This window comes from Mesorhizobium sp. M7A.F.Ca.US.008.03.1.1, from assembly GCF_003997495.1.
GTDB lineage: Bacteria > Pseudomonadota > Alphaproteobacteria > Rhizobiales > Rhizobiaceae > Mesorhizobium.
Genome location: NZ_RZRU01000004.1, coordinates 329,116 through 351,492, shown reverse-complemented (window position 1 = coordinate 351,492; position 22,377 = coordinate 329,116). Strand labels below are relative to the sequence as shown.

Below are 22,377 nucleotides of genomic sequence, written 5' to 3'. Positions count from 1 at the left end.
TCGTCAATGCAGCGTCTCGATGTACTTTTCGTGGAAGCTGACATAGCCCGGCTCGACCACCTTCAAATGCCGCTCGATCAGCGCATGAAACTGCGGCAGTTGATGAAACGGCACGCCGGGATAGGCGTGATGCTCGGCATGGAACGGCATGTTCCACGCCAGCTTGCGGACCAGCCAATTGGTGAGCGTGGTCCTGGTGTTCTCCAGCATGTTGGCGACGAACGGACAACGGCCGTGCTCGGCCAAGAGATAGAGGCGCAGAAACGGCTGGCCGAGCAAGGCCGGCAGTATCCAGACATAGAGAAGCACGGTGAGCCGGAAATAAACGGCCAGCAGAATGACCACGGCATAAAAGGCAATCATGGCGCGCGCCTCGATGCGCACCTTGTCGTGGCCTTTTAGCGGAACGTAGCTTTCCCGGCCGCGGTCCATCGCATTGGCATAAAGCGTCTTGAGGTGCCCCCACCACAACGGGATGCCAGAGACATGGACCAGATATTGCCGCCATGTCTCCGGTTTGGGGAAGGCCAGTTCAGGGTCGTTCTGCGGGTCCTGCGTGTATCGATGGTGGGCGAAGTGGAAGTAGCGAAACCAGTCCGCCGGCAGTGCGATCGCCAGGCTGCACACCCGTGCCACGGCATCGTTCAGCCATTGCGTTTCGAAAGCCGTACGATGAACCGTCTCGTGCAGCAGCGTGAACAGGAACACGATGAGGATACCTTGCGGCAGCATCAGCAGCGGCCAGTACGGCACCTTGGCGGCGATCAGCGATCCGAAGATCACGATCGCACCCCAATGGGCAGCAAGCTGAACGAGGCCCGCGACGTCCGATTTGGCGGTCAGGCGGTTGCGCTGTTCCTGCGTCAACGATGAAATTACGTCACGATGATCCACGGGCTTCGATCCAGGCTGGGATTTGATGAAATCCACTGTAGCCATGAAAAAACTTTCCAAAAACGATGATTTCTGCAATTTTGATAAGCTGAACTTATCTATCCGATAATCATGGTCACACTTCCATCTCTCAAAGGACTTCAGGCCTTCGAAGCAGCGGCGCGTGCAGGCAGCTTTGCCGCAGCGGCGGAAGAGCTTTCGGTGTCGGCCGCCGCCGTCAGCCAGCTCATCCGCGCCGTCGAGGAACAGATGGGCCGCAAGCTGTTCCACCGCGTCAACCGGCGCGTCGTCCTCACCGAGGCCGGCGTCGAGATGCTGCCCAGGCTGACCATGGCCTTCCAGGAGATCGGCAGCGTCGCGCGCCAGCTGGGCGGCGATGCGTTCCGCCCGCGCCTTGTGGTGTCGGTGCCGCCATCCATGGCCATGGGTTGGCTTTCGCAGCGTCTGGCGGGTTTTGTCGCAAGCCATGGCGCCGTCGACATATCGCTCAGAGGCGACGACGACCCGGTGCCGTTCGACCGTGAGTTGATCGACATCAGGCTCTCCTATGGGCCGCATTATCGCGAGCACCCGACCGAGGATATCGTCCAGGACGCGGTCTATCCCGTGTGTGTGCCCGGGCTGGCCGGCACGATCAAACCCGAAGGGCTCGCCAACCTGCCGCTCATCCACACTGGCTGGGGACCGACCGGTGCGTCCTTTCCGTCCTGGCACAACTGGTTCGAGGCGGCCGGCATCGAACCCGGCCGGGCAGCGCAGCGCGGCCTCTCGGCCAACTCATCGCGCGCCGCACTCGACCTTGCCATTTCGGGATTGGGCGTGGCGCTGGCGCAAGGGATCTACTGTGCCGAGGCGCTGGAAGATGGCCGGCTTGTCAGGCCCCTCGCCCAGGCACTGGAGCTGCGCCAGCCGTATTGCCTGACGATCCCTGAGCGCAGCGCCAGGCGCGATGTCGTGGGCGCGTTTCGCCAGTGGCTGATCGACGAGTGCAGGCGCGCAGTCGGCTCGCCGGCACTGCGTTGACGTAACACGCTGCAATGATCAGAGGTGCCCGCTCAATGCCTCTGCCATGTCCTTGTTTGTCGCCACTGGGATGATCTCGAATTCCACCAGATCCGCCCATTCGATGACCCAACGCTGCAGCAGCGTGACGTCATCGGCCTCCACCAGCAGGAAGCAGCGGCTCATGTCCGCCGCGATCCAGCTGTGGTGCACGAGAAGCTCGTCCGGCTTCAGGCGACCCCGGTCGCGAAAGCGACGGTAGATCTCCTTGCGATCGCAGCCGGTGAAATCCTCGATCACGATGAACAGCATCTTTTCCCCCGATCAAATTACCGCCCCGGCCGGTCCAGCCGCTCCAGGAACCACTGCGTCAGCCGCACCCAGACCTCGTCCTTCTCGCCGGAATCCTCCCAGCCATGGTCGAGGTTGGGATTGTCATTGACCTCGATGACGAAGACGCCGTCCTTGGTTTCCTTGAGGTCGACGCCATAGAGCCCATCACCGATGCAGCGCGCCGCCTTCACTGCCGTCTCGACGACATGCGCCGGCGTTTCCTTCAGCGTGAAGGTCTTGATACCGCCCTGGTCGGGCTTGCCGTTGGCCTTGTGGTTGACGATCTGCCAGTGCTTCTTGGCCATCAGATAGTGCACGGCAAACAGCGGCTGGCCGCCGAGCACGCCGACACGCCAGTCATATTCGGTCGGAATGAATTTCTGCGCGATCAGGAGGTCGGAATCTTCCAGCCATTCGGTGGCGAGCGTCTTCAGTTCCTCGAAGTTGGCGCATTTCTTGACGCCGCGCGAGAATGACGAATCCGGGATCTTCAGCACCAGCGGAAAGCCCAGTGTCTGCGCCGCCAGTTCGAGATCCGAGGTGCCGGCGATCATCACCGTCGGCGGCACCGGCACCTTGTTGTAGGCCATAAGCTCGTTGAGATAGACCTTGTTGGTGCAGCGGATCATCGACAGCGGATCGTCGATCACCGGCATGCCTTCCTGCTGGGCGCGGCGGGCGAAACGATAAGTGTGGTTGGAAATCGAAGTGGTCTCGCGGATGAACAGCGCATCGTAATTGGCGAGCTTGGCCAGGTCCCGCTTGGTGATCGGCTCGATTTCGACGCCCATCTTCTCGGCGATCTTGGCCCAATAGCGCAGCGACGAGATCTCCGAGGGTGGCAATTCCTCATGCGGGTCGACCAGCGTGGCGAAGGTGTAGCGCGCCGGCGTGCGGCCCTTGGTGTCGCGCCACTCGCGGTTGGTGTAGGTCTCCAGGCACTGGATGAAGCTTTTTTCCTCGTCCTCGGTCATGCGCGCCAGCGGATGGAAACCGATCTTGCGGATCGAGGCCCATTCGGCGCTGTCCTTGATGTGGACTTCGAGCGCCGGTGCGCGGAACCAGTCAAACAACAGCTTGGCGAAACGGTCCCAGATTTTCGACGGCCCGATGCCGAAGAAGATGCAGACCTTTTGCGGAAAGGCGCCGCCGAGATCCTTGCGGCATTTGTTGAGCGCCAGCTCCAGTTCCGGCAGCGCGTGCTCATAGAGCTTGCGCTCCGACAGGTCTATCATCGTCTCGACCGTCGGGATCACCTTGTGGCCGCGCGAGCTTGCCAGCAGCGACGCATAGTAGCCGCGGCTCTGGTAGGCGTAATTGTTCGACAGGTTGATGACCTTCGGCCGCTGGCCGCGAAACAATGACGGATGCGCGAGATAGTCGCGATTGGTGATGATCTTGTGCGGTGTCGCCACCTGATCGAGATCGCTCTGCCTGCCGGTAAGGATGACCCAGGTCATTATCTGTCACGCTTTCCCAGAGTGATGGCGGCACGCAATCCATCGCGACCGAACTGCGCCATGTTCATGAAGATGCCGTAAGGCACGGGAATGTTGGCTGCATCAAGGATGGTCTCCTGCCTTTCATCCTCGACCCAAGGGTCGTGGATCAGGATATGGTCGCCGTCATCGCCGATCGCCAGCACCCAGTGCGGCACCTTCTTGCCGAACATCAGGAATCCGCTGATCAGCACCAGCACCAGCTTTCCCCCAGCGATCGCAGCGCGGATATCGTCGATTGTGAATGCACGGTAATTCACCGGGATGCCGTAAAGTTCCGCGCGTCGGCGAAAGTCGACCTGGGCCAGTTCCATCACTCTGCGCTTGTCCTCACTACGCACCGATTGCAGGAACAGCGCGCCATAGAAGGAAACGTAGATCTCCACCGCGAGCCCGCTTTCGTAGCCCGAGACAGCGAGGCCGAATGGCTCGCACCCACCGGGACCCGACATCATGAAGACGGTCGTCGCTTCACGCCACAGGCGGATTTCCATGACCGGATCCGGCACGAAGCCGCGATCGAAATTGGCCATCGCCATCATCAGGCAGCACGGGCCGCAGGTGAATTCGCAGGTCTGCGGGTAGAACGGCACCTTGGTGGCGATCGGAATGTCGCCACGCAAGGTCTTTTCGTAGCGAAGTGCCGTTTCGCCATCCTCATAGTAGCCGGGCTCGCGGCCGATCTTGCGATAACCGGCCCGTTCGTAGATGCGGATCGCGCGGCTGTTGTCCTCGCGAACCTCGAGACGCAGCATCATGCGGTCGTGCTCGAAGGCGGCATCTTCGGCGGATCCGAGCAGCATGCGGCCGACACCCAGCCCGCCGAAAAACGGACTGGTCGCAATCGAGTAGAGGCGCGCCACGCCGCTGCCCTTGCGAAACAGCACGATCGCATAGCCGGCCACGCGGCCGTCGACTTCGGCGACCAGCGTCTCGGCGGTTTCACGCTCGATGAACAGTCGGAAGGAGCGGCGGGAAATACGGTCGCTTGAGAAAACAGCTTTCTCAATGGCGGCGAGATCATCGACGTCAGACGCGCGGGCCGTGCGGATCTCGGCAGGCATGCGGCTTCAGAAAACCTCGATTGATGGTGGAAATGGCCCTACTCGAACACGTCCTTGACGCCAACCAGGGCGTTGGGAAAACCGGCGTCCACCTGGGCGCACAAAGTCCGCTCCACCACCTTGAATCTTCGCCTCGTGTTTCCAAAAACCGTTTCCGATTTTCGGGGCGATGCGACGGCATTCATCAAGCGCTATCGCACCTCGATTAGGGCCGAATTGTGACAAATCCGACGCCGGCCCGACGGGCGCAAAAGGTCCTTCGGCCGGATCGGCATTCGCGGATCGACGGCACCGGTAAAAGCGATGCCGTTCAGCTTGCCAGCCCGTTCACAAGTTGCGTGTAGGCGCTCCTGGCGACCTCTGCCAGCCGCTCGCGCGGCAAGGAGCCGACCACGGCGCAGCCATAGCCCTTGTCCAGCCAGTAGACGGCCTCGGGTCCGTCTTGCGTGGCGGCGTAGGTGCCCTTGGCATTCTCCGTCGATTCCGTGGTGACGAACAGCGATATACGCTGCCCATTCCCGTCCTCGTAAAGCAGCATGGCGGCCTTGCTCTCGCCTGCCGGCAACAGCCGGCCGCCCACCAGCTGGAATCCGTCGGCGGTCAGGTCCGGCGCCACCAGCTTCAGCCCTACCCGGTTGGACAGCCAGGTCTGCAGATGGTCCTTGTCGCTGGCCGGCACCTCGACGGCATGCCGCTTTTCGGCGGCATAGATGACATGGGCCGCGATTGCCTGCTCAGCCAGCCGATCTTCCGCCGGATCCTCCAGGGCGATGCCGTCGATGCCGGCAAAATAGCCACCAAGTCCGCCTACGGCCAGAAGCACGGCGGCAGCAGCGGCAAACCACCAGCGTGAGCGTGGCACAACTGCCTTGACCGGCACCTCGCCAAGCACGACCTTGCGCAACCGCGCAGGCACGGCTTCGTCCAGCACGTCGGCGACGGCGGCGCGCAGCGCCGCCCGGTCGGCGGTGAAACGTGCGCTCTTGGCCTTCATCTCGGGATTGGCGTCGAGCCAGGCATCGTAGGCCGAGCGCTCATCGCTGGGCAGCTCGCCATCAAGCGCCATGTGGATGTCACGTTCGGAAAAGTCGCGGCGGATCATTTCTCGACGATCCTTATCGCGCGGCGGCGCGCCGTGTCGTCCAGCAATCCGCGCAATTCCTCACGCCCGCGCGCAATGCGCGACATCAGCGTGCCCGCAGGCACGCCCAGAATGTTGGCGGCTTCGGCATAGGAAAAACCTTCGATGGCAACCATGACAAGGGCTGCGCGGCGGTCGGGGCTGATCGCCTGCAATGCGTCGATGATCTCGCGCGAGGCGATGCTCTCCACCTGCTCGGCCGGCTGGGCAACAGCCTCGCCCGCCTCCAGCGGCAGCATTGCCGCCTCGCCGCGGCGGTTCACCTTGCGCATCTGGTCGATGAACAAATGATGCATGATCGTAAACAGCCACCTCCTGGGGCTTTCTCCCGTCTGCCAGTTGTCGAGCCGCACAAGTGCCCGCTCAAGGCAATCCTGGACGAGATCGTCGGCAGCGTCGCGGTCGCGCAAAAGCGAGCGTGCGTAGCGGCGCAGGCGCGGTATTTCGCCAAGGATTGCTGCCTTCTTTTCGTCCATGACCGCTGGTTTTCGAGGTCGCCCTGTTGATCCCAATTGAACGCGCCTTCCGGGCGCGGCGCAAGCGGCCAGCGCGAAGCGGTCCGCCGCCCCGGTCACCCAAGCAATGAGATAACGCTGGCTGATGCCGATTTATTCCCGGCCGGATCGAACTCCTGCCGTCATTGCTCGCCGACGGGTATTTTCGCCCTCGCCGCCCGTGTCAAAAGCCGCTGGTAGAACAGGCCGATGCCGATCAGCACGGCGCCAAGGCCGATGAACGACAGCGCCCTCAGCACGCCTTCCAACTCCGACATGTCGAAGATGAAGACTTTCAGTACGGCGATCGCGATCAGCGCGGCGGAGGCAATGCGCAGCACCTGGGATTTCAGCCAGACGCCGGCGGTGAGCAACGCCACGCCGATGACCAGCCAGAGTGCCGAGTAGGTGTAGGTTTCCAACTGGCCAAGCCCGCTCCACAGGCCGATGAACTCGCCCTTGAACAGGCGCCTCACCGACAGCGTGGCATAGGCGAAGGCAAGCACGGCAGCCACCACGGCCAGCATCTGCGCATACCATTTCGGCCGCTTGTCCCTGGCGTAGAGCGCCAGCCCGCCGGCGGCGACCGCCGGCAGGAGATAGGCGAGGAACAACAGGTTGAACACCGGGATCTGGCCGGTCGATTCGTCGGTAAGCAAAGGATTCAGCACCACGAAATGCCTGACAACGATGAAGGCGACCGAGGCCACGCCGGCGGCCATCGAACCATAGCGCAGCACCGAGCTTGGCGAGCGCATGTCGATGGCGACCAGGATGGCGCCGGCGCCGATGGCGATCAGAGTATAGATCGATTGTTCGGCGAGCGTCATGGCAGCCGTGTCGATGACGCCGCCGTGCATGGCGTGGCGCACCAGCATGGCGAGCGTGAGCAGCGCAAACAGCGCCGCAGCCGCTTCCATGGCAAGGCGCGGCCGGCCATTGCCAGCTACTGGCAGTGCGGGGGTGCGGGCGAGCTGCCAGGCGGCAAAGCCGAAGGCCAGTGCCGGCACGCCGTAGCCCGGCAGCAGCCAGTTGAACACCGGCGTCGTCGACAGGAACCCGGCGCCGACAATGGTCGGGTCGAAGGCGACGCGGCCAAGCACCGCGGTCACCGCGCCGACCGAAATCCAGCCGAGCACCGGATAGACGCGCCAGCGCGTGGCCAGCGCCGGCACGATGGCCGCCGCACCGAGCAGGATGGTGGTCCAGCCGGAATCGAAAGCCATATGCATGAGCAGGAGCCCGGCGATGGCCGCGCCGCCCAGGGCAAGCGACACCGCGACACCGCCCTTGAGCGGCGGTTCCTCGGCCCGCGCGATCCACTCGCCGCCGGCGGCGAAAATGACGACCTGCAGTGCCGCTGCGGCAGCGTAGACAAGGTCACGGTCGAGATTGCCGAAGGTGAACCAGAGTGCCAGCAGGATGACCAGCGGGACGACGACGCCCCACGCTGCCCATGAGGCCGCGCGGATTTGCATCCCGGCGGCAAACCTGCGCGCCGCCCAAAAGCCGGCGCCGATGAAGACCAGGCCGAGTACGATGCCGATGCGCAAGGTCAGCGCGTTGGACGTGGCCACCGGCAGTCCGTCGACGCCCAGGGCACCGCCCGGAAAATCGGAAGCGATCGAGGTTGGCGGGATGATACCGAGATAGATCAGCACCGTGACCAGTCCGGCCGCGTAGACGAGCGGCAGCGCCAGCGGGCGATAAAGCGCGACGGCCACCATCGCGGCAATCACCACGGCGCCCGGCAAGGCATAGCCGGCGGCGGCAAAGGCCGGGTCGACCGACAGGCCCAGCGCCGAGAATGCAACGAACAGGCCAGGCACGATGGACGGCCAGTCGAAAGCCCTGGCTGGCGCGGTTTCGTCGCCACGGCGAGCGAGCCAGACAAGGGCGAGCACGGCCAGCGTGACGGCGTCGACGAACAGGATGGCCGAGAGGTTCGCCCCCGGCGCATCGGTCATGTAGAGGATGGTCCAGACACCGGTGCCGAAAAAGGCGGCCGCCATCAGTAATTTCCAGTCTCGCATGCGGGCGATGACGCCGGTCGCGGCGAGCACGATCGCGAGATAGCCGAACAACGCCCAAGGATTGGGTGCCTGCGAGGCGACCAGCACCGGCGTCACCATGGCGCCGACGAGGCCGATGCCGGCCAGCGCCTGGCCATGGACAAGGGCTGCTGCGATCGTCGCCACGCCGATGATGCCGAGCAAAGTGAAGGCGAGTGCCGGGGCAATGAAGCCGTAAATGCCATGCGCGGCATAGACGGTGCCGAACAGGATGAAGGCACCGGCAGCAGTCAGGATCGCTGGGATATAAGCGCCGGCGGCCCCTTGCACCGGCACCTTGAAGCCGGTGCGGCGGATGAACTCGCCGCCGGCCACCAGCACCAGGCCGAGCACTCCGGCCATGGTCAGCCGCACGCCGGGGCCGAAAATGCCGGCCTCGATGGTGTAGCGGATCAGGAACAGGCCGCCCAGCGCCAGTGCGATGCCGCCAACCCAGACCGCCCAGCGGGTGCCGAGCGCGGTTTCGACATCGGACCGGCGGGCGGCTTTCGCCGCGGCAGCCGGCGCTGCAGATTCCGCTGCCTTCGGTGCCGACTCGCCTGGCGCCCATGGCCCGGACACGACCTCACCGATCGGGGCTTGCGCCTCTGGATCCGGCGCCTGTGCGGCGACCGGCTCGCTTATCGCTGGCGAGGGAATGTCGGCTGCTGCCGCAACGGGCGGAGCCACATCGGCGGGCGCGTCGACCGGCGCATCCTGTGCGGACGACTTGGCCACGGGCGGCACGGCGCCGGAAAGCACCAGGCTGCGCAGCGCGCCCAGCTCGCGCTCGACAAGGCCGATGCGGCTCTGCTGGCGCGAAATGATGACGAACAAGGCGATGATGGCGACAAGGCCGATCAGGCTTTCAAACATGGCGGTTCCCCCAAACCAGGCCAGTTTTCACTGACATTCGTCGTACTGACATTCAAATGCGGCGGCCAAACGGCCACAAAACTCAGCGCGCCGCCAGATTGGCGGCCGGAAAGATCGAGCATGTTTCGGTGCCGAAAGCCAGCAGCTTGCCGCCAGCATCCTTCAGCGTCGCTTCCGACACCGCCAACGTGCGGCCCTTGTGAATAACCCTGCCCTCGCAGACCACCTCGCCGGTCTTCGGCGTGATGGGCCGCGTCAAATTCACCTTGAACTCCGCCGTCGTATAGGCCTCGCCCTTGTCGAGCAGCGTCTGCACGGCACAGGCCAGTGCCGAATCGAGCAGCGTCGCCGCCCAGCCGCCATGCACGCTGCCCAGCGGATTGAGATGGCGCTCGCTCGGCATGCCACGAAAGACAGCGCGCCCTTCCGAGACTTCGGTGAGAGTGAAATTCAGCTGAAAGGAAATCGGCGGCGCCGGATACTTGCCGTCGACGATGCGCTGCAGCAATTCCAAACCAGTGTATTTCAGGATGTCGGCGTGCGGAATGGTGCCGAGGCCGAGCGGTGAGACCCGGCCAGGATAAAGTTCGACCTCGCTCATGTGATGATTTCTCTGGCTGCGTCCTCGCCAGCTATGGCCTTGCCGCGCGCGTGATGTTTGCGCAAGGCGGCGAGGAAGCCGGTACGAGCGTCCGGCGGCTCGATGCCGCGCGGCTCATAGACGTGACGGGTGAAAAAGAAGCCGGTCAGGCGGAAGGCGTCGTCGACATCAGCCGCATCGGCGCGCAGGCCGGAGCCGCGCTGCAGGAAGGCCGGCAGCGCCAGCATCTTGTCGCGCCATGGCAAACCGGCTTCGCGCGATACCGCGCGTCCCGACTTCGGCGAAACATAGGCCAGGTCCTGTCGCGTGCCGGTGGCGGCGCATTGGCTGAGATCGAGGCCGAAGCCGAGTTCGTCCAGCACCAGAAGCTCGAAGCGCGCCACCAGTTCTCCGGCAACGTCGGCGTCGTCGAGATGGACGATCATTACGGCAAGCGTTTCGTAAAGACCTTCATGTGCGTCGCGCTCTGGCAGCAGGCGCAGATGCGCGGCCATGGTCTGCAAGCCGTAGACGGCGACGGCGCTGTCCATCAACCGGGCCGCGTTCATCTCGATCGGTTCGGCCTGGAACGTGCCGAGATGTTCATCAAGGCGCGCACGCCACAACAGGTCGACGCGATTGCCGGGCTGGAGCACGGGCTGCTGCTTGCGCGAGCGGCCGCCGCGAACAAGGCCAAGATGACGGCCATGCGCGCGCGTCATCACCTCGAGGATGGCGCTGGTTTCGCCATGCTTGCGGGTGCCGAGAATGATTCCCTCGTCGCGCCATTCCATTTCAGGAGCTTTTCACCGATCGGGTGGCGAAATCAAGGTATGGGCTTGGCTCCTGGATAACTCTCACAACAATGCATAAAAAGCCGCCCGCAGCGATGTGCTGCGGGCGGGGCTGGTGAGGTCCGTCGGTCCGTTAGAAATTGCGCTGGAAGCGAACGATGCCGCCGACGCTGCTCTTCTTGTCGGCCTTGGTCCAGTTGTTGAAGTCGAAGTCGTCGAATTTTCCTGCATTGAGGTAATCGACTTCAGCCGTGATCGTGTAGCCGGGCACAATGGTGTAGGCAACGTTGGCCGCGACGCCGAGGTTCTTCCAGTCGTCATAGGAGACCTGGGCGTTGAACGAGGTCTTGTCGTTGAACTTGTAGGTGCCGCCGCCCCAGATCGCCCAGTTTCCGCCCCACGGCTTGTATTGGGTACGGCCTGTGCCGAAGTCGTTGATGTTGTCGTTGGTGCCGTAGCCGCCCATGACGAACAGCGTCAGTTCCTTGCTGACGTTGACGTCCAAACGGACCTTGCCGGACACTTCCTCGTAATTGCTGTCATAGGCCACGACGCCGGTGATCGCACCCCAGTCGCCCTTGTACTTCAAACCGCCGACGACATGCGGAACATAGCTGTCGATCGTGTTGACGCCGGTGCCTTCCTCGAGCGAGACCACGCCCGTGAAGCCGCTGCCTGCGTCGAAGTAGTAGCTGATGAGATTGGTATCCTTGACACCATAGGGGATGAGCGTGTCCTGGATGACATTGCCGGCATAACCGATGAATTGGTCGTATACCGTTTCGTCCTTACCGACGCGCAGGTCGCCGAGTTGGATCCAGGCGAAGTTGAGGGTGGTGGCCTTGTTGCCGGCCTGCCAGCCGGTGCCGTCACCGGTATAATCGCCGGAAGAGTTGCCGAACTGGAAGCGGGTCTCGGTAAAGGTCTTCAACGTGCCAAGTTCGGTTTCCTGGCCGGTATAAGTCCTCAGCGTGAAGCGCATGTTCTTGTAATAGGTGTCGTGCCTATCGCCATCCATGTGATCGGCCACGTTGTTGGCGCCATCGAGCGAGCCGGAATCGCCGACGCCCATGTCGTAGCGGAGATAGCCGCCGATGCGCAGGCAGGTCTCGGTGCCCGGAATATAGAAGTAGCCGGCGCCGTAGACGTCGCAGATCTTGACGTATTCGGCCGGTTCCGGTTCGGCGACGACGACAGCGTCGGCGGCGCGCGCGCCGCTGACCGCGATCAGGGCCGCGGCTGAGCCGAGAAGGAGGCTCTTGATGTTCATTTTCTGACCTCTCCAGTCATAGTTATAAATGGCTTCGGATTTGTGGCTGGCGGCAATGTTTTCCCGCCTCACCCCCACAACGAAAAAGGCTCACACCGCTCGCCCTTTTCAGCGGCGAACATACCCATCGATCATCTGCCTTCAATGACGATTTCCGAAATAATGCCAATTCCGTAAACAGATTAATGCTGTGTTGCACAAATAACACTTCCCATGACAACGAATGGCACGACTGGCACAACGTCATATATTAAATATATATGCTGATACTTTCGCGGCTAAATACACCTCTAAAATTATATATTTCTAAAATGATCGCATAATGCGGAATATCTACCTGATTTCGCCGAAATCGACCTGAATCTTGCCGCCCCCCTCTATCGTCAGATGAGGCACATCGCCAAACCCACTCTGACACCGAGGCGAAAAGCGGGATGACGCTTCCAAGCCTGTCTGCCTCTTCCAAAACGATCGAAATTCCCTGGAGCGCCGTCGCGTCGCTGATTGTGACAGCAGCCAACCGTTGGAAAACGATTCCTCCGTGACGCCTCTCAATCGACCTTGGCGACGCAGGCGACGTGATCGCCCGCCTCGATAGGCGGATTGGCACACATAGGTCCCTGGAAAGCATCACTTCGGCCAGAATGTCCCTGGTCCCGCCATGCGATGGCGGATGGTTCGGCGACAGGATCCGGGTTCTGGTTGGCTGGAGCGGCTTATCGTTCGGCGCTTCACGCCCGCGCGCGTGATCGGCAAGCACCGCATCGACTACGTGCCAGGATTTTTCAAACTCGACGAGGTTGATGCCGATGTGTCCGCCGACCGTGATCAGCGCTTTGCACATCATCGCTTCGACGGCGGGAAGGTCGGCGCAGAACGCTTCCCGGCTTTTGCCCTCGAAAAGCGTCCAGGCAATTACCAGATCACAGGCGGGATCGCCCTTTTTCATCTCATCTCGTCGCCAAGATAGAAGGCCTCAGCCGCCAATCTCGACCGGCCTGACCGCAAGATCACTCCTGCGTGGCGACCAGTCGGCTGACAAGCGCCGTGTCGATGTTCAATTGCTGACCATGGACCTGGAGCGATTTATTTGAACTCTCCGAAAACCGCTTGCCGCTGTCGCTACGCGGACCTTCGGTCTAGCGCGGAAACTCGAGCCCCATTTCGCGGTAGCGCTCGGGGTCGTCGCCCCAGTTCTCGCGCACCTTGACGAACAGGAACAGGTGCACCTTCTGTTCGAGGATGCCTGCTATCTCCATGCGCGCCGCCTGGCCGATGGCGCGGATGGTCTCGCCCTTGTGGCCGAGCACGATCTTCTTCTGGCTGTCGCGCTCGACATAGATGGTCTGGTCGATGCGCACCGAACCATCCGGCTTCTCTTCCCATTTCTCGGTCTCGATATGCGAGGAATAGGGCAATTCCTGATGCAGCCTGAGATAAAGCTTCTCGCGCGTAATCTCGGCCGCGAGCTGGCGCATCGGCAGGGCCGAGATCTGGTCTTCCGGATAGTACCAGGGACCGACCGGCAGAGCCTCGGCCAGATAATCGAGCACGTCCTTGCAGCCGGAACCAGTCAGCGCCGAAACCATGAAGGTGCGCTTGAACGGCACCCTTTCGTTCGCTGCCGCCGACAGAGCCAGCAGCGCTTCGTGCTTGACGCGGTCGACCTTGTTGAGGATCAGCACCATCGGCTGGCGCACATCCTTCAGCCGTTCGAGGATGGCGTCGGCGTCGCCCCTGATGCCGCGTTCGGCGTCGATCAAAAGCAGCACGATATCGGCGTCCTTGGCACCGCCCCAGGCGGTGGTCACCATCGCCGTGTCGAGCCGCCGCTTCGGCTTGAAAATGCCGGGCGTGTCGACGAAAACGATCTGCGCATTGTCATGCGTGGCGATGCCGCGCACGATGGCGCGGGTCGTCTGCACCTTGTGGGTAACGATCGACACCTTGGCGCCGACCAGTTGGTTGACCAGCGTCGACTTGCCCGCATTGGGCGCGCCGATCAGGGCGACGAAGCCGGAATGCGTCGGGGCAGCTTCCATTGCCGGCTCTTTGGTGGCGGTCATGCCGCGCTCCCTTCACTAGGGCGCCGCGCGCCTTCCGATTTTTGGGCCGATGTGGTGGCCCAGACGCCTTCGCGCAAAAGAAATGCCGAAGCCGCCGCTTCTTCGGCCACCCTGCGGGAGCCACCAGTACCGCTTATCGGCGCAAAGCCGCGGACCTGCAAGGATACGGTGAAGACGGGCTGGTGGTCCGGGCCTTCGCGTTTCTCGATCACATATTCGGGGCGCGCATCGCTGGCCTTGGCAATCCATTCCTGCAGATCGGATTTCGGATTGAGCGGCTTTGCGATCACCGTATGCGAGCGTGGTTCCCAGTAGCGCAGGACGAACCGCCGCGCGGCCTCGATGCCACCGTCGACGTAAACCGCCGCGATCAGGGCTTCTACCGCATCCGCCAGATAGTTTCCGCCCGAGCCACGCGACCGCATCTTCAAGGCAGAATCGGCGCGGACCAGATCCTCCAGCTGCATTTCGATGCCGATTTCGGAGCATGTCCGCGCATCGACCAGCGCATTGAAGCGCGGGGCGATTTCACCTTCCGGCGCATCAGGAAATTTCTCGAAAAGCATATCGGCGACGACAAGCCCGAGCACGCGATCGCCAAGGAATTCGAGACGCTGATTGTTGGTGGCCGCCTTGACCGCACTGGAATGCGTCAGGGCGGTCTCGAGCAAACGGACATCCTTGAAGACGTGGCCGGTCTTGGCCTTCACCAAACCGGCCAGAGTTTCGCCTGTCGGACGCTTCAAAGCCATCAATTGACGAAGTGGAACAGGCGCGAAGCGCGCATCAGCGACGGCCATTTCCAGATTTCGAGCGGGCTCGCCTTGCCGGCGATCGAGAAGAAAACAAGGTTGGCGCGGCCAACCAGATTTTCCGCGGGAACGTAGCCGACGGTGAAACGGCTGTCGGCGGAATTGTCCCGGTTGTCGCCCATCATGAAGTAGTGGCCGGGCGGCACGTCGAATTCGCGGGTGTTGTCGCCGATCGAATTCGAATTCAGGTCGAGCGTGTCGTAGCTGACGCCGTTGGGCAAGGTCTCACGATAGACATCAATCGGGCGCGATTCCTCGGTGATGTCGGGATTGTCGATCTGGCCTGTTTTCACGCGCGGCACGCCGACGCCGTTGATGAAAAGCTGACCGTCCTTGACCTGGATCTTGTCACCCGGCAGGCCGACAACGCGCTTGATATAGTCGACGGACGGATCAGGCGGGAACTTGAAAACCGCTACGTCGCCGCGCTTCGGCTCGGAGCCCCAGATGCGGCCCGAAAAAATATCGGGTCCGAAAGGCAGCGAATAGCGCGAATAGCCATAGGACCATTTGGTCACGAACAGATAGTCGCCTTCCAAAAGCGTCGGCCGCATCGATCCTGATGGGATCGAAAAAGGCTGGAACAGCAGCGTGCGGATGACCAGGGCGAGCAAAAGCGCCTGGACGATGACGCTGACGGTCTCGCCAAGCCCGCCGGATTTCTTCTCGGATTTTTCAGCCACGCTCATGTCGTCCTCGATTGTGCGTTGGATGGTATAGAGTCTCGGCGCGCGCTGGGCAACGTCAATGCCGGTCGTCAGAGGCAATCAATGTGGCGCTTCTTCGACGGGCAGCGCCTCGATGATCACAAAGGCTTGAGCGAGCGGGAAATCATCGGTGATGGTGAGGTGGATTGCCGCCCGATGGCCCTTTGGCAGGATTTTGTCCAGCCTGGCCTGCGCTCCTCCCGTCAGCGCCATGGTCGGCGCGCCACTGGACAGGTTGACGACCCCCATGTCGCGCCAGAACACCCCCTGCGCCAGGCCAGTGCCCAGCGCCTTGGCGCAGGCCTCCTTGGCAGCGAAGCGCTTGGCATAGGAGGCAGCACGCGCCCGCCGGTTTTCGGAGCGGGCCTGTTCGATCTCGGTGTAGATTCTCTGGATGAAACGCTGACCGTGACGCTCCAGCGATTTCTCGATGCGTCTGATGTCGATGAGGTCGCTGCCGATGCCGATGATCATCGCGCAGCGGAACCGATGCTTGCGCTGGGATGCGACGATTGCGCATGCCGGCTTGCGCGCTCGGCCAGACGTTTGCGCCGCTGTTCCCGGAAAGCGTTCATGCCCCAGCGCGTGATGGCGTAGAACAGCAGCCCGAAGACGAGCCCCAGCGGGACCGCGCCGATCAGCATCGGTTCAAGGACCGGTTTCCACAATTGCGCGAAGGAGAGGTTGTGCAGCATCTCGCCCAGATGTGCCGGCGGCCCATGCGTCGGCAAGCGGTCACGCAGGATGAGCTTGCCCGTTTCCCACGACGCGCCCCATAGCAATGGGAAGGTCAGCGGGTTGCCGAAAAAAACCGCGCCAAGCGCCGCCGCCACCAGATTGCCGGCGATCACCCAGCACAGGATGGCAGCGATGATGAAATGGAAACCGACGGGGAAGAATGAAGCGAAGACACCGGCCGCAACGCCGGCCGCCACCGCATGCGGTGTGGCCTTCAGCCGCAGGATGCGCTTGGAAAAATACTGAAGCGAGCGCGAAAACGAGCGGCGCGGCCAAAGGTAGGTACGCACCCGCTCATAAAGGCCATCAGGCTTGCGGCGTCGAAAAAGCACTCTGTTCCCGTTCCACAGCGCCCGCAACGGCACCTTCAGCCGGGCGTGGCAGCCACATCTTGCGCTTGACGATCACCCTATGGCAATCGCCACCTTATATAACGACGCGCTGGCGCAAGAACAACCAAACACCTTCTGTGCGCCGCGCTTGTTGCCGCCCTTCGGGGCGGCAGGTCTTGCTTCCAACATTGGACAATCGCGGCGAATTTAGGGAACAGGCAGTCGCATCGCCGAAAGGCGCAGCGTCGCAGGCGGCTACGGCAGATATTCGCTGACCTCGACCAGATTGCCGTCCGGGTCACGGAAATAAACCGACATCATCGGACCGCGGGCCCCGATACGTTCAACCGGGCCGAGTTCCACCGCCACACCATTGGCCGCGAGTCGGGCACGGACCTCATCCAGTGGCCGGTCGGTGATCAGGCAGAAATCACCTGATCCTGATGTCGGTGACTTCGCCTTGGGCTCGAAAGTGCGGCCGACCTCATGCACATTGATCTTATGGGTACCGAAAGCCAGCGCCGTCGGCCTATCCGCCGCGTCGATGCGCTGAAAACCCAGCACGCGCTGGTAAAACTCGCAGGTCTCTTCCAGCGAAGCGACCGTCAGCACGAAATGATCGATGCCGGCGATCATCTCCAGTTTGTCTTCACGCATGTCGTTTTCCCCAAAAACCGCCGCACACTTTTGGGCGACATGCCTCGTTAGATGTTGCGGCTGCCGGGCTTGATCGCCGGGATGGCGGCAAGGTCCGGCGGCAGCCGGTCGGCCGGATAGGCCGGGACCTCATACTCGGCAAGCGCGATGAGCGGCACGCCGACATCAGTCTTGCCGGCCGAACGGTCAATGATGCAGGCCGCGGCCACCACCTCGGCGCCAAGCTCGCGCAGGCACTCGATGGTCTCGCGGATCGACAGGCCGGTGGTGACGATGTCCTCGACGATGACGACACGCGAACCGCTGGCGATCTCGAAGCGGCGCAAGCGGAACTCGCCCCCTTCCCGCTCGACCCAGATCGCCGGGACGCGGAGATGACGCGAGGTCTCATAGGCCGGGATCAGCCCGCCGATCGCCGGGCCGACGACATAGTCGATCTTGCCGGGCACGCTTGCGCGGATCTTCTCCGCCAGCGCTTTGCACAGAAGCTCGGTCTTGTCGGCATGCATGAACACACGCGCCTTCTGCAGGAAGACCGGACTGCGCAGGCCCGAGGTCAAAATGAAATGCCCTTCCAGAACAGCACCCGCCTCGCGGAAAATGCCCAGCACTTCATCGGTGTTCATGTCTGCCTCTTTTTGATTGACCATGATCTCTGGACAAACGGTTCCCGTTTGTCCGAGAAAACCGGTCTCCGCTTTTCGGGGTCATGGTCTAGCCGTTCACGCGCCTCGCATCGCTGACGCTCGAATTGTCCTTGAGCTGCGACAGCAGCCGGTTGAGGTGCTTGAGATCCCAGACTTCGAGATCGATCAGCATTTCGGTGAAGTCGGGCGCGGTGCGCACCATCGACAGCGTATGGATGTTGGCATCGTTCGAGGCAACCACCTGCGCTATATCGGCGAGCGACCCCGGCGCGTTGATGGCGGTGACCGAGACGCGCGCCGGAAAGCGTTCCTTGGTGCGCTCGTCGATGTCCCAGCGCACGTCGATCCAGCGCTCGGGCTGATCGTCGAACGCCTGCAGCGCCGGCGACTGGATCGGATAGATGGTGATGCCGGTGCCCGGCTGAACGATGCCGACGATGCGGTCGCCGGGCACTGCCCCCTCAGGCGCGAAACGCACCGGCAGGTCGCCGCGCACGCCGCGGATCGGCACGGCGCCATCGCGCGGCTGGTCCTTGTCCTTGCGCGCGGCGCGACCCGGAATCTGGAACAGCATGCCGGCGGCATTGCGGATTTTCGACCAGCCCTCCTCGCGCGGCTTGGGGACGGCTGTGGTGACGCGCTCATCCTTGTAGTCGGGGAATACCGCCTTCATGACGTCGGTGGAGGCGAGTTCGCCACGCCCGACAGAGGCCAGCACATCCTCGATGTCCTTGCGCGCCAGCCGGTGCAGCACCTGCTTCAGGCTCTCCTTGGTGAAGGTCTTGCCGGCGCGCTCGAAGGCGCGTTCCAGGATGCGGATGCCGAGGCCCGAATACTGCTTGCGGATGGCGTTCTTGGTGGCCCGGCGGATGGCCGAGCGTGCCTTGCCGGTGACGACGACCGATTCCCACGCCGCCGGCGGCACCTGCGCCTTGGAGCGGATGATCTCGACCTCGTCGCCGTTCTTCAGTTCCGTCATCAGCGGCATGATGCGGCCGTTGACCTTGGCACCGACGCAGGTGTCGCCGACATCGGTGTGCACCGCGTAGGCGAAGTCGATCGGGGTCGCGCCACGCGGCAGCGCAATCAGCATGCCTTTCGGGGTGAAGCAGAACACCTGGTCCTGGAACAGCTCCAGCTTGGTGTTTTCGAGGAAATCCTCCGGATTGTCCCCCTCGGCAAGCTGCTCGATGGTGCGCCGGAGCCAGGCATAGGCGTTGGTCTCCTTCGAAATCGCGTGGGCGGCACCGTTGGTCTTGCCGCCGGTGTCCTTGTAGATCGAATGCGCGGCGACGCCGTATTCGGCGATCTTGTTCATCTCTCGGGTGCGGATCTGCAGCTCGACACGCTGGCGCGACGGGCCGACAATGGTGGTGTGGATCGACCGATAATCGTTCTGCTTCGGCGTCGAGATGTAGTCCTTGAAGCGGCCCGGCACCATCGACCACGCGGTGTGGATGGCGCCAAGCGCCCGGTAACAGTCCTCGACCGTGTCAACGACGACGCGGAAGCCGAAAATATCCGAGAGTTGCTCGAAGGACAGCGCCTTGGCCTCCATCTTGCGGAACACCGACCACGGCTTCTTCTGCCGGCTCTTCACGCTGGCGTTGATCGCATGCTTCTCGAACAGCGTGGACAGCGCCTTTTCGATGTCCGTCAGCACGCCCTTGTTGCGCTCGAAGATTTCGGCAAGCCGTGCGGTGACGGCGCGATAGGCTTCAGGATTGATGAAGCGGAAGGCGATCTCCTCCAGCTCCTCGCGCATGCCTTGCATGCCCATCCGCCCGGCCAGCGGCGCATAAATATCCATCGTCTCCTCGGCGATGCGCAGGCGCTTGGCCTCCGGCATGTGGTCGAGGGTGCGCATATTGTGCAAACGGTCGGCGAGCTTGACCAGCAGCACGCGGACATCTTCCGAAATCGCCAGCAGAAGCTTTCTCAGGTTTTCCGCTTGCTCGGCCTTCTTCGAGACGAGATCGAGCTTCTTCAGCTTGGTCAGGCCCTCGACAAGCTTGCCCATTTCGGGGCCGAACAGATCGTCGATCTCGGCCCGCGTGGCGGTCGTGTCCTCGATGGTGTCGTGCAGCAGGGCGACCGCGATCGTCGCCTCGTCCATATGCATTTCGGTGAGGATGGCGGCGACTTCGAGTGGATGCGAGAAATACGGATCGCCGGAAGCGCGCTTCTGGTGGCCATGCTTCTGCATGGCATAGACATAGGCCTTGTTGAGCAACGCCTCGTTGACGTCAGGCTTGTAGCGCTGGACGCGCTCGACAAGCTCATACTGACGCATCATGGGCGGAATCTCGCAGCGGTGAAATGGATCATGCGCCGCACTGCTGTACGGCGCATGTCATAGATAGCCACGAAACTGCCAGGACGGAAGGGCCGGATGCTTGATCCAGGCTCTTAGTAGTCGTCGCTCTTTTCCGGCGGCACCAGGCCCTCGATGCCGGCCAGGAGATCTTCCTCGGTCATGCGGTCGAAGGTGATGTTCTCCTCGGCGTCGTCGGCGTCGGTGGCAGCAACAGCGGCGCCGGTCTGATCGGCAATCGCCTCGCCGTCGGCCTCGGGCTCGTCGACCTCGACATGCTTCTGCAGCGAATGGATCAGATCTTCCTTGAGGTCGTCGGGCGACAGCGTCTCATCGGCGATCTCGCGCAGCGCCACGACCGGGTTCTTGTCGTTGTCACGCGGCACGGTGATCGGCGCGCCCTGGCTGATCTGCCGGGCACGATGGCCGGCCAGGAGCACCAACTCGAAGCGGTTGTCGACCTTGTCGATGCAATCTTCAACGGTTACGCGGGCCATGGATTGCCCCTTTCATGCGATGGATTTGATGGAAAACAGGCGCGGTCCATAACCCGAACGCCGCCAAAATACAAGCATCATGGCAATGGCTGGGTTGCATGGCGCCCAAACCTTGGTTCAAACATCCGATTTGGCAAAACCTGTCCGTGCTTATGTGTTCGGTCTCCCGATCACAATTGCTTGCAGTGCCGCACGCGCCCTTGGATTGCCGTGAAACTGGCGCTATCTCGGATGGCATGAGGTCAGCCGGTTTATTATGAGCCTGACCGAACGCTATCGCATTTCGTTTAGACGGGTGTTTATTTCGAGAAGGAATATTTTCCATGTTCGACCCTCGTGAAAAAATCGCCCTATTCATCGACGGCGCCAATCTCTACGCGACGTCGCGCGCACTCGGCTTCGACATCGACTACCGCAAGCTTCTGTCGAGCTTCCAGAAGCGCGGCTATCTGCTGCGCGCCTACTATTACACGGCACTGGTCGAGGATCAGGAATACTCCTCGATCCGTCCGCTGATCGACTGGCTCGACTATAACGGCTTCAAGGTGGTCACCAAACCGGCCAAGGAATTCACCGACTCGACCGGCCGCCGCAAGATCAAGGGCAATATGGACATCGAGCTCACCGTCGATGCGCTGGAACTCGCCGATGTCGTAGACCACTACGTCATCTTTTCCGGCGATGGCGATTTCCGAACACTGGTCGAGGCACTGCAGCGGCGCGGCCGCAAGGTGTCGATCGTCTCAACCATGGCCTCGCAGCCGCCGATGATCTCCGACGATCTGCGCCGCCAAGCCGACCATTTCATCGACCTGACGACGCTGAAGAACGAGGTTGGCCGTGACCCGTCCGAGCGCCCAGTGCGCCGGCCCGAGCCGGCCGAAGTCGACGAGGACGATTACTGAGGCCGGTCGCCTTGACCGCCCTTTCCGCCTCCGAACCCGGCCGCGATTGCCCGCTCTGCCCGCGGCTGCATGATTTCATCGCCGAATGGCGCCAGCGCGAGCCGTCCTGGTTCAATGCGCCGGTGCCGACTTTTTTACCTCCCGAAGGTGACGCGGCGGTTCAGTTGCTGATCGTCGGGCTGGCGCCTGGCCTTCGCGGTGCCAATCGAACGGGCCGCCCGTTCACCGGCGACTATGCCGGCGACCTGCTCTACTCGACGATGATTTCGCACGGTTTCGCGCGCGGAGAGTTCAAGGCCCGGCCAGATGACGGGCTGGAGCTGGTCGGCACGGCGATCACCAATGCGGTGCGCTGCGTGCCGCCGGAGAACAAACCGGTGGGCGCCGAGATTGCCACGTGCCGGACATTCCTGGTGCCGACGATCGCCCGGTTTCCCAATTTGCGCGCCGTGCTGGCACTGGGATCGATCGCGCATCAGTCGACGGTGCGGGCGCTGGGCGGGCGCGTCGCCGCTTACCCGTTCAAGCATGGCGGGCAGCTGCCGGCCGGCGGCGTGACTTTGTTTTCGAGCTATCATTGCTCGCGTTACAACACCAACACCGGCGTGCTGACCGAAGCGATGTTCGTCAGTGTTTTCAGCCAGATAGCGACGTTCCTGCGGACATAGAGGATGTTTCTGCGGAAATAGAGTTGGATGCCGGCA

23 protein-coding genes are annotated in these 22,377 nt (G+C 62.4%); 3 read left to right on the top strand and 20 right to left on the bottom strand.

Translation table 11 applies throughout. From position 1 onward, the window contains the following. Positions 1-3: 3 nt before the first annotated feature. On the bottom strand, positions 4-894 hold the full coding sequence (locus tag EOA16_RS09635; RefSeq protein WP_127257442.1) for a fatty acid desaturase family protein: 891 nt from the start codon (positions 892-894) through the stop codon (positions 4-6). A 111-nt stretch (positions 895-1,005) separates the two neighbouring features. On the opposite strand from EOA16_RS09635, the gene EOA16_RS09630 reads away from it, so the two are divergent. Next, positions 1,006-1,917, top strand: coding sequence for a LysR substrate-binding domain-containing protein (locus EOA16_RS09630; protein WP_127257398.1), 912 nt, complete (start codon positions 1,006-1,008; stop codon positions 1,915-1,917). A gap of 18 nt (positions 1,918-1,935) precedes the next feature. Here EOA16_RS09630 and EOA16_RS09625 read toward each other — a convergent pair whose 3' ends face one another. The 19 genes from EOA16_RS09625 to rpoZ form a co-directional block, all read right to left on the bottom strand. After that, positions 1,936-2,208, bottom strand: a complete 273-nt coding sequence (locus EOA16_RS09625; protein WP_127257396.1) for a DUF3303 family protein — start codon at positions 2,206-2,208, stop codon at positions 1,936-1,938. A 17-nt stretch (positions 2,209-2,225) separates the two neighbouring features. After that, the gene (locus EOA16_RS09620) at positions 2,226-3,689 is read right to left on the bottom strand and encodes a RimK family alpha-L-glutamate ligase (protein WP_013532574.1); all 1,464 of its coding nucleotides are present in this window, start codon (positions 3,687-3,689) and stop codon (positions 2,226-2,228) included. After that, complete coding sequence (locus EOA16_RS09615) at positions 3,689-4,792, bottom strand: peptidase C39 family protein (protein ID WP_127257394.1); 1,104 nt, start codon at positions 4,790-4,792, stop codon at positions 3,689-3,691. Before EOA16_RS09615 ends, EOA16_RS09620 begins: the two co-directional genes overlap by 1 nt. 310 nt (positions 4,793-5,102) lie before the next feature. Beyond that, the gene (locus EOA16_RS09610; RefSeq protein WP_127257393.1) at positions 5,103-5,894 is read right to left on the bottom strand and encodes an anti-sigma factor; all 792 of its coding nucleotides are present in this window, start codon (positions 5,892-5,894) and stop codon (positions 5,103-5,105) included. After that, complete coding sequence (locus EOA16_RS09605) at positions 5,891-6,409, bottom strand: RNA polymerase sigma factor (RefSeq protein ID WP_013532577.1); 519 nt, start codon at positions 6,407-6,409, stop codon at positions 5,891-5,893. Before EOA16_RS09605 ends, EOA16_RS09610 begins: the two co-directional genes overlap by 4 nt. Positions 6,410-6,570: 161 nt before the next feature. After that, positions 6,571-9,354 (bottom strand): DUF2339 domain-containing protein, encoded by a 2,784-nt coding sequence (locus tag EOA16_RS09600; RefSeq protein WP_127257391.1) that lies wholly within the window; start codon positions 9,352-9,354, stop codon positions 6,571-6,573. Between the two features lie 82 nt (positions 9,355-9,436). After that, entirely contained in the window at positions 9,437-9,955 is a 519-nt protein-coding gene (locus tag EOA16_RS09595; protein ID WP_127257390.1) for a PaaI family thioesterase, read from the bottom strand. After that, entirely contained in the window at positions 9,952-10,728 is a 777-nt protein-coding gene (gene recO / locus EOA16_RS09590; protein WP_127257388.1) for a DNA repair protein RecO, read from the bottom strand. The genes EOA16_RS09595 and recO overlap by 4 nt, the downstream gene beginning before the upstream one ends. Positions 10,729-10,861: 133 nt before the next feature. Beyond that, positions 10,862-11,998 (bottom strand): porin, encoded by a 1,137-nt coding sequence (locus tag EOA16_RS09585; protein WP_127257386.1) that lies wholly within the window; start codon positions 11,996-11,998, stop codon positions 10,862-10,864. 250 nt (positions 11,999-12,248) lie between these two features. Further along, positions 12,249-12,947, bottom strand: a complete 699-nt coding sequence (locus EOA16_RS33095) for a hypothetical protein (protein ID WP_245455893.1) — start codon at positions 12,945-12,947, stop codon at positions 12,249-12,251. A 190-nt stretch (positions 12,948-13,137) separates the two neighbouring features. Next, a complete protein-coding gene (gene era / locus EOA16_RS09575) occupies positions 13,138-14,064 on the bottom strand; it encodes a GTPase Era (RefSeq protein ID WP_127257385.1) in 927 nt (308 codons plus the stop codon). Continuing rightward, on the bottom strand, positions 14,061-14,816 hold the full coding sequence (rnc, locus tag EOA16_RS09570) for a ribonuclease III (RefSeq protein WP_127257441.1): 756 nt from the start codon (positions 14,814-14,816) through the stop codon (positions 14,061-14,063). The genes era and rnc overlap by 4 nt, the downstream gene beginning before the upstream one ends. Next, positions 14,816-15,565, bottom strand: a complete 750-nt coding sequence (gene lepB, locus EOA16_RS09565; RefSeq protein WP_013532585.1) for a signal peptidase I — start codon at positions 15,563-15,565, stop codon at positions 14,816-14,818. The genes rnc and lepB overlap by 1 nt, the downstream gene beginning before the upstream one ends. 78 nt (positions 15,566-15,643) lie before the next feature. Next, a complete protein-coding gene (gene acpS, locus EOA16_RS09560) occupies positions 15,644-16,057 on the bottom strand; it encodes a holo-ACP synthase (protein ID WP_127257383.1) in 414 nt (137 codons plus the stop codon). Beyond that, the gene (locus tag EOA16_RS09555) at positions 16,054-16,653 is read right to left on the bottom strand and encodes a DUF2062 domain-containing protein (protein WP_127257382.1); all 600 of its coding nucleotides are present in this window, start codon (positions 16,651-16,653) and stop codon (positions 16,054-16,056) included. Before EOA16_RS09555 ends, acpS begins: the two co-directional genes overlap by 4 nt. A gap of 255 nt (positions 16,654-16,908) precedes the next feature. Beyond that, entirely contained in the window at positions 16,909-17,310 is a 402-nt protein-coding gene (locus EOA16_RS09550; RefSeq protein ID WP_127257380.1) for a VOC family protein, read from the bottom strand. 47 nt (positions 17,311-17,357) lie between these two features. Beyond that, positions 17,358-17,936: an orotate phosphoribosyltransferase gene (pyrE, locus tag EOA16_RS09545; RefSeq protein WP_127257379.1), complete on the bottom strand. Its 579-nt coding sequence runs from the start codon at positions 17,934-17,936 to the stop codon at positions 17,358-17,360. Positions 17,937-18,024: 88 nt separating this feature from the next. After that, the gene (locus tag EOA16_RS09540; protein WP_013532590.1) at positions 18,025-20,253 is read right to left on the bottom strand and encodes a bifunctional (p)ppGpp synthetase/guanosine-3',5'-bis(diphosphate) 3'-pyrophosphohydrolase; all 2,229 of its coding nucleotides are present in this window, start codon (positions 20,251-20,253) and stop codon (positions 18,025-18,027) included. A 113-nt stretch (positions 20,254-20,366) separates the two neighbouring features. Then, positions 20,367-20,768 carry a DNA-directed RNA polymerase subunit omega gene (gene rpoZ, locus EOA16_RS09535; RefSeq protein WP_095086596.1) on the bottom strand — a complete coding sequence of 134 codons (402 nt, stop codon included), beginning with the start codon at positions 20,766-20,768 and terminating at the stop codon, positions 20,367-20,369. Positions 20,769-21,091: 323 nt separating this feature from the next. On the opposite strand from rpoZ, the gene EOA16_RS09530 reads away from it, so the two are divergent. Continuing rightward, positions 21,092-21,673, top strand: coding sequence for an NYN domain-containing protein (locus tag EOA16_RS09530; RefSeq protein ID WP_010915096.1), 582 nt, complete (start codon positions 21,092-21,094; stop codon positions 21,671-21,673). 11 nt (positions 21,674-21,684) lie between these two features. Further along, positions 21,685-22,341, top strand: a complete 657-nt coding sequence (locus tag EOA16_RS09525; RefSeq protein ID WP_127257377.1) for a uracil-DNA glycosylase — start codon at positions 21,685-21,687, stop codon at positions 22,339-22,341. Positions 22,342-22,377: the final 36 nt, after the last annotated feature.

Bases quoted from the DNA above. Each gene is read 5' to 3' on its own strand.
- EOA16_RS09630 (WP_127257398.1), top strand. From the start codon at position 1,006: ATGGTCACACTTCCATCTCTCAAAGGACTTCAGGCCTTCGAAGCAGCG.
- EOA16_RS09625 (WP_127257396.1), bottom strand. From the start codon at position 2,208: ATGCTGTTCATCGTGATCGAGGATTTCACCGGCTGCGATCGCAAGGAG.
- EOA16_RS09620 (WP_013532574.1), bottom strand. From the start codon at position 3,689: ATGACCTGGGTCATCCTTACCGGCAGGCAGAGCGATCTCGATCAGGTG.
- EOA16_RS09615 (WP_127257394.1), bottom strand. From the start codon at position 4,792: ATGCCTGCCGAGATCCGCACGGCCCGCGCGTCTGACGTCGATGATCTC.
- EOA16_RS09610 (WP_127257393.1), bottom strand. From the start codon at position 5,894: ATGATCCGCCGCGACTTTTCCGAACGTGACATCCACATGGCGCTTGAT.
- EOA16_RS09605 (WP_013532577.1), bottom strand. From the start codon at position 6,409: ATGGACGAAAAGAAGGCAGCAATCCTTGGCGAAATACCGCGCCTGCGC.
- EOA16_RS09600 (WP_127257391.1), bottom strand. From the start codon at position 9,354: ATGTTTGAAAGCCTGATCGGCCTTGTCGCCATCATCGCCTTGTTCGTC.
- EOA16_RS09595 (WP_127257390.1), bottom strand. From the start codon at position 9,955: ATGAGCGAGGTCGAACTTTATCCTGGCCGGGTCTCACCGCTCGGCCTC.
- recO (WP_127257388.1), bottom strand. From the start codon at position 10,728: ATGGAATGGCGCGACGAGGGAATCATTCTCGGCACCCGCAAGCATGGC.
- EOA16_RS09585 (WP_127257386.1), bottom strand. From the start codon at position 11,998: ATGAACATCAAGAGCCTCCTTCTCGGCTCAGCCGCGGCCCTGATCGCG.
- EOA16_RS33095 (WP_245455893.1), bottom strand. From the start codon at position 12,947: ATGAAAAAGGGCGATCCCGCCTGTGATCTGGTAATTGCCTGGACGCTT.
- era (WP_127257385.1), bottom strand. From the start codon at position 14,064: ATGACCGCCACCAAAGAGCCGGCAATGGAAGCTGCCCCGACGCATTCC.
- rnc (WP_127257441.1), bottom strand. From the start codon at position 14,816: ATGGCTTTGAAGCGTCCGACAGGCGAAACTCTGGCCGGTTTGGTGAAG.
- lepB (WP_013532585.1), bottom strand. From the start codon at position 15,565: ATGAGCGTGGCTGAAAAATCCGAGAAGAAATCCGGCGGGCTTGGCGAG.
- acpS (WP_127257383.1), bottom strand. From the start codon at position 16,057: ATGATCATCGGCATCGGCAGCGACCTCATCGACATCAGACGCATCGAG.
- EOA16_RS09550 (WP_127257380.1), bottom strand. From the start codon at position 17,310: ATGCGTGAAGACAAACTGGAGATGATCGCCGGCATCGATCATTTCGTG.
- pyrE (WP_127257379.1), bottom strand. From the start codon at position 17,936: ATGAACACCGATGAAGTGCTGGGCATTTTCCGCGAGGCGGGTGCTGTT.
- EOA16_RS09540 (WP_013532590.1), bottom strand. From the start codon at position 20,253: ATGATGCGTCAGTATGAGCTTGTCGAGCGCGTCCAGCGCTACAAGCCT.
- rpoZ (WP_095086596.1), bottom strand. From the start codon at position 20,768: ATGGCCCGCGTAACCGTTGAAGATTGCATCGACAAGGTCGACAACCGC.
- EOA16_RS09530 (WP_010915096.1), top strand. From the start codon at position 21,092: ATGTTCGACCCTCGTGAAAAAATCGCCCTATTCATCGACGGCGCCAAT.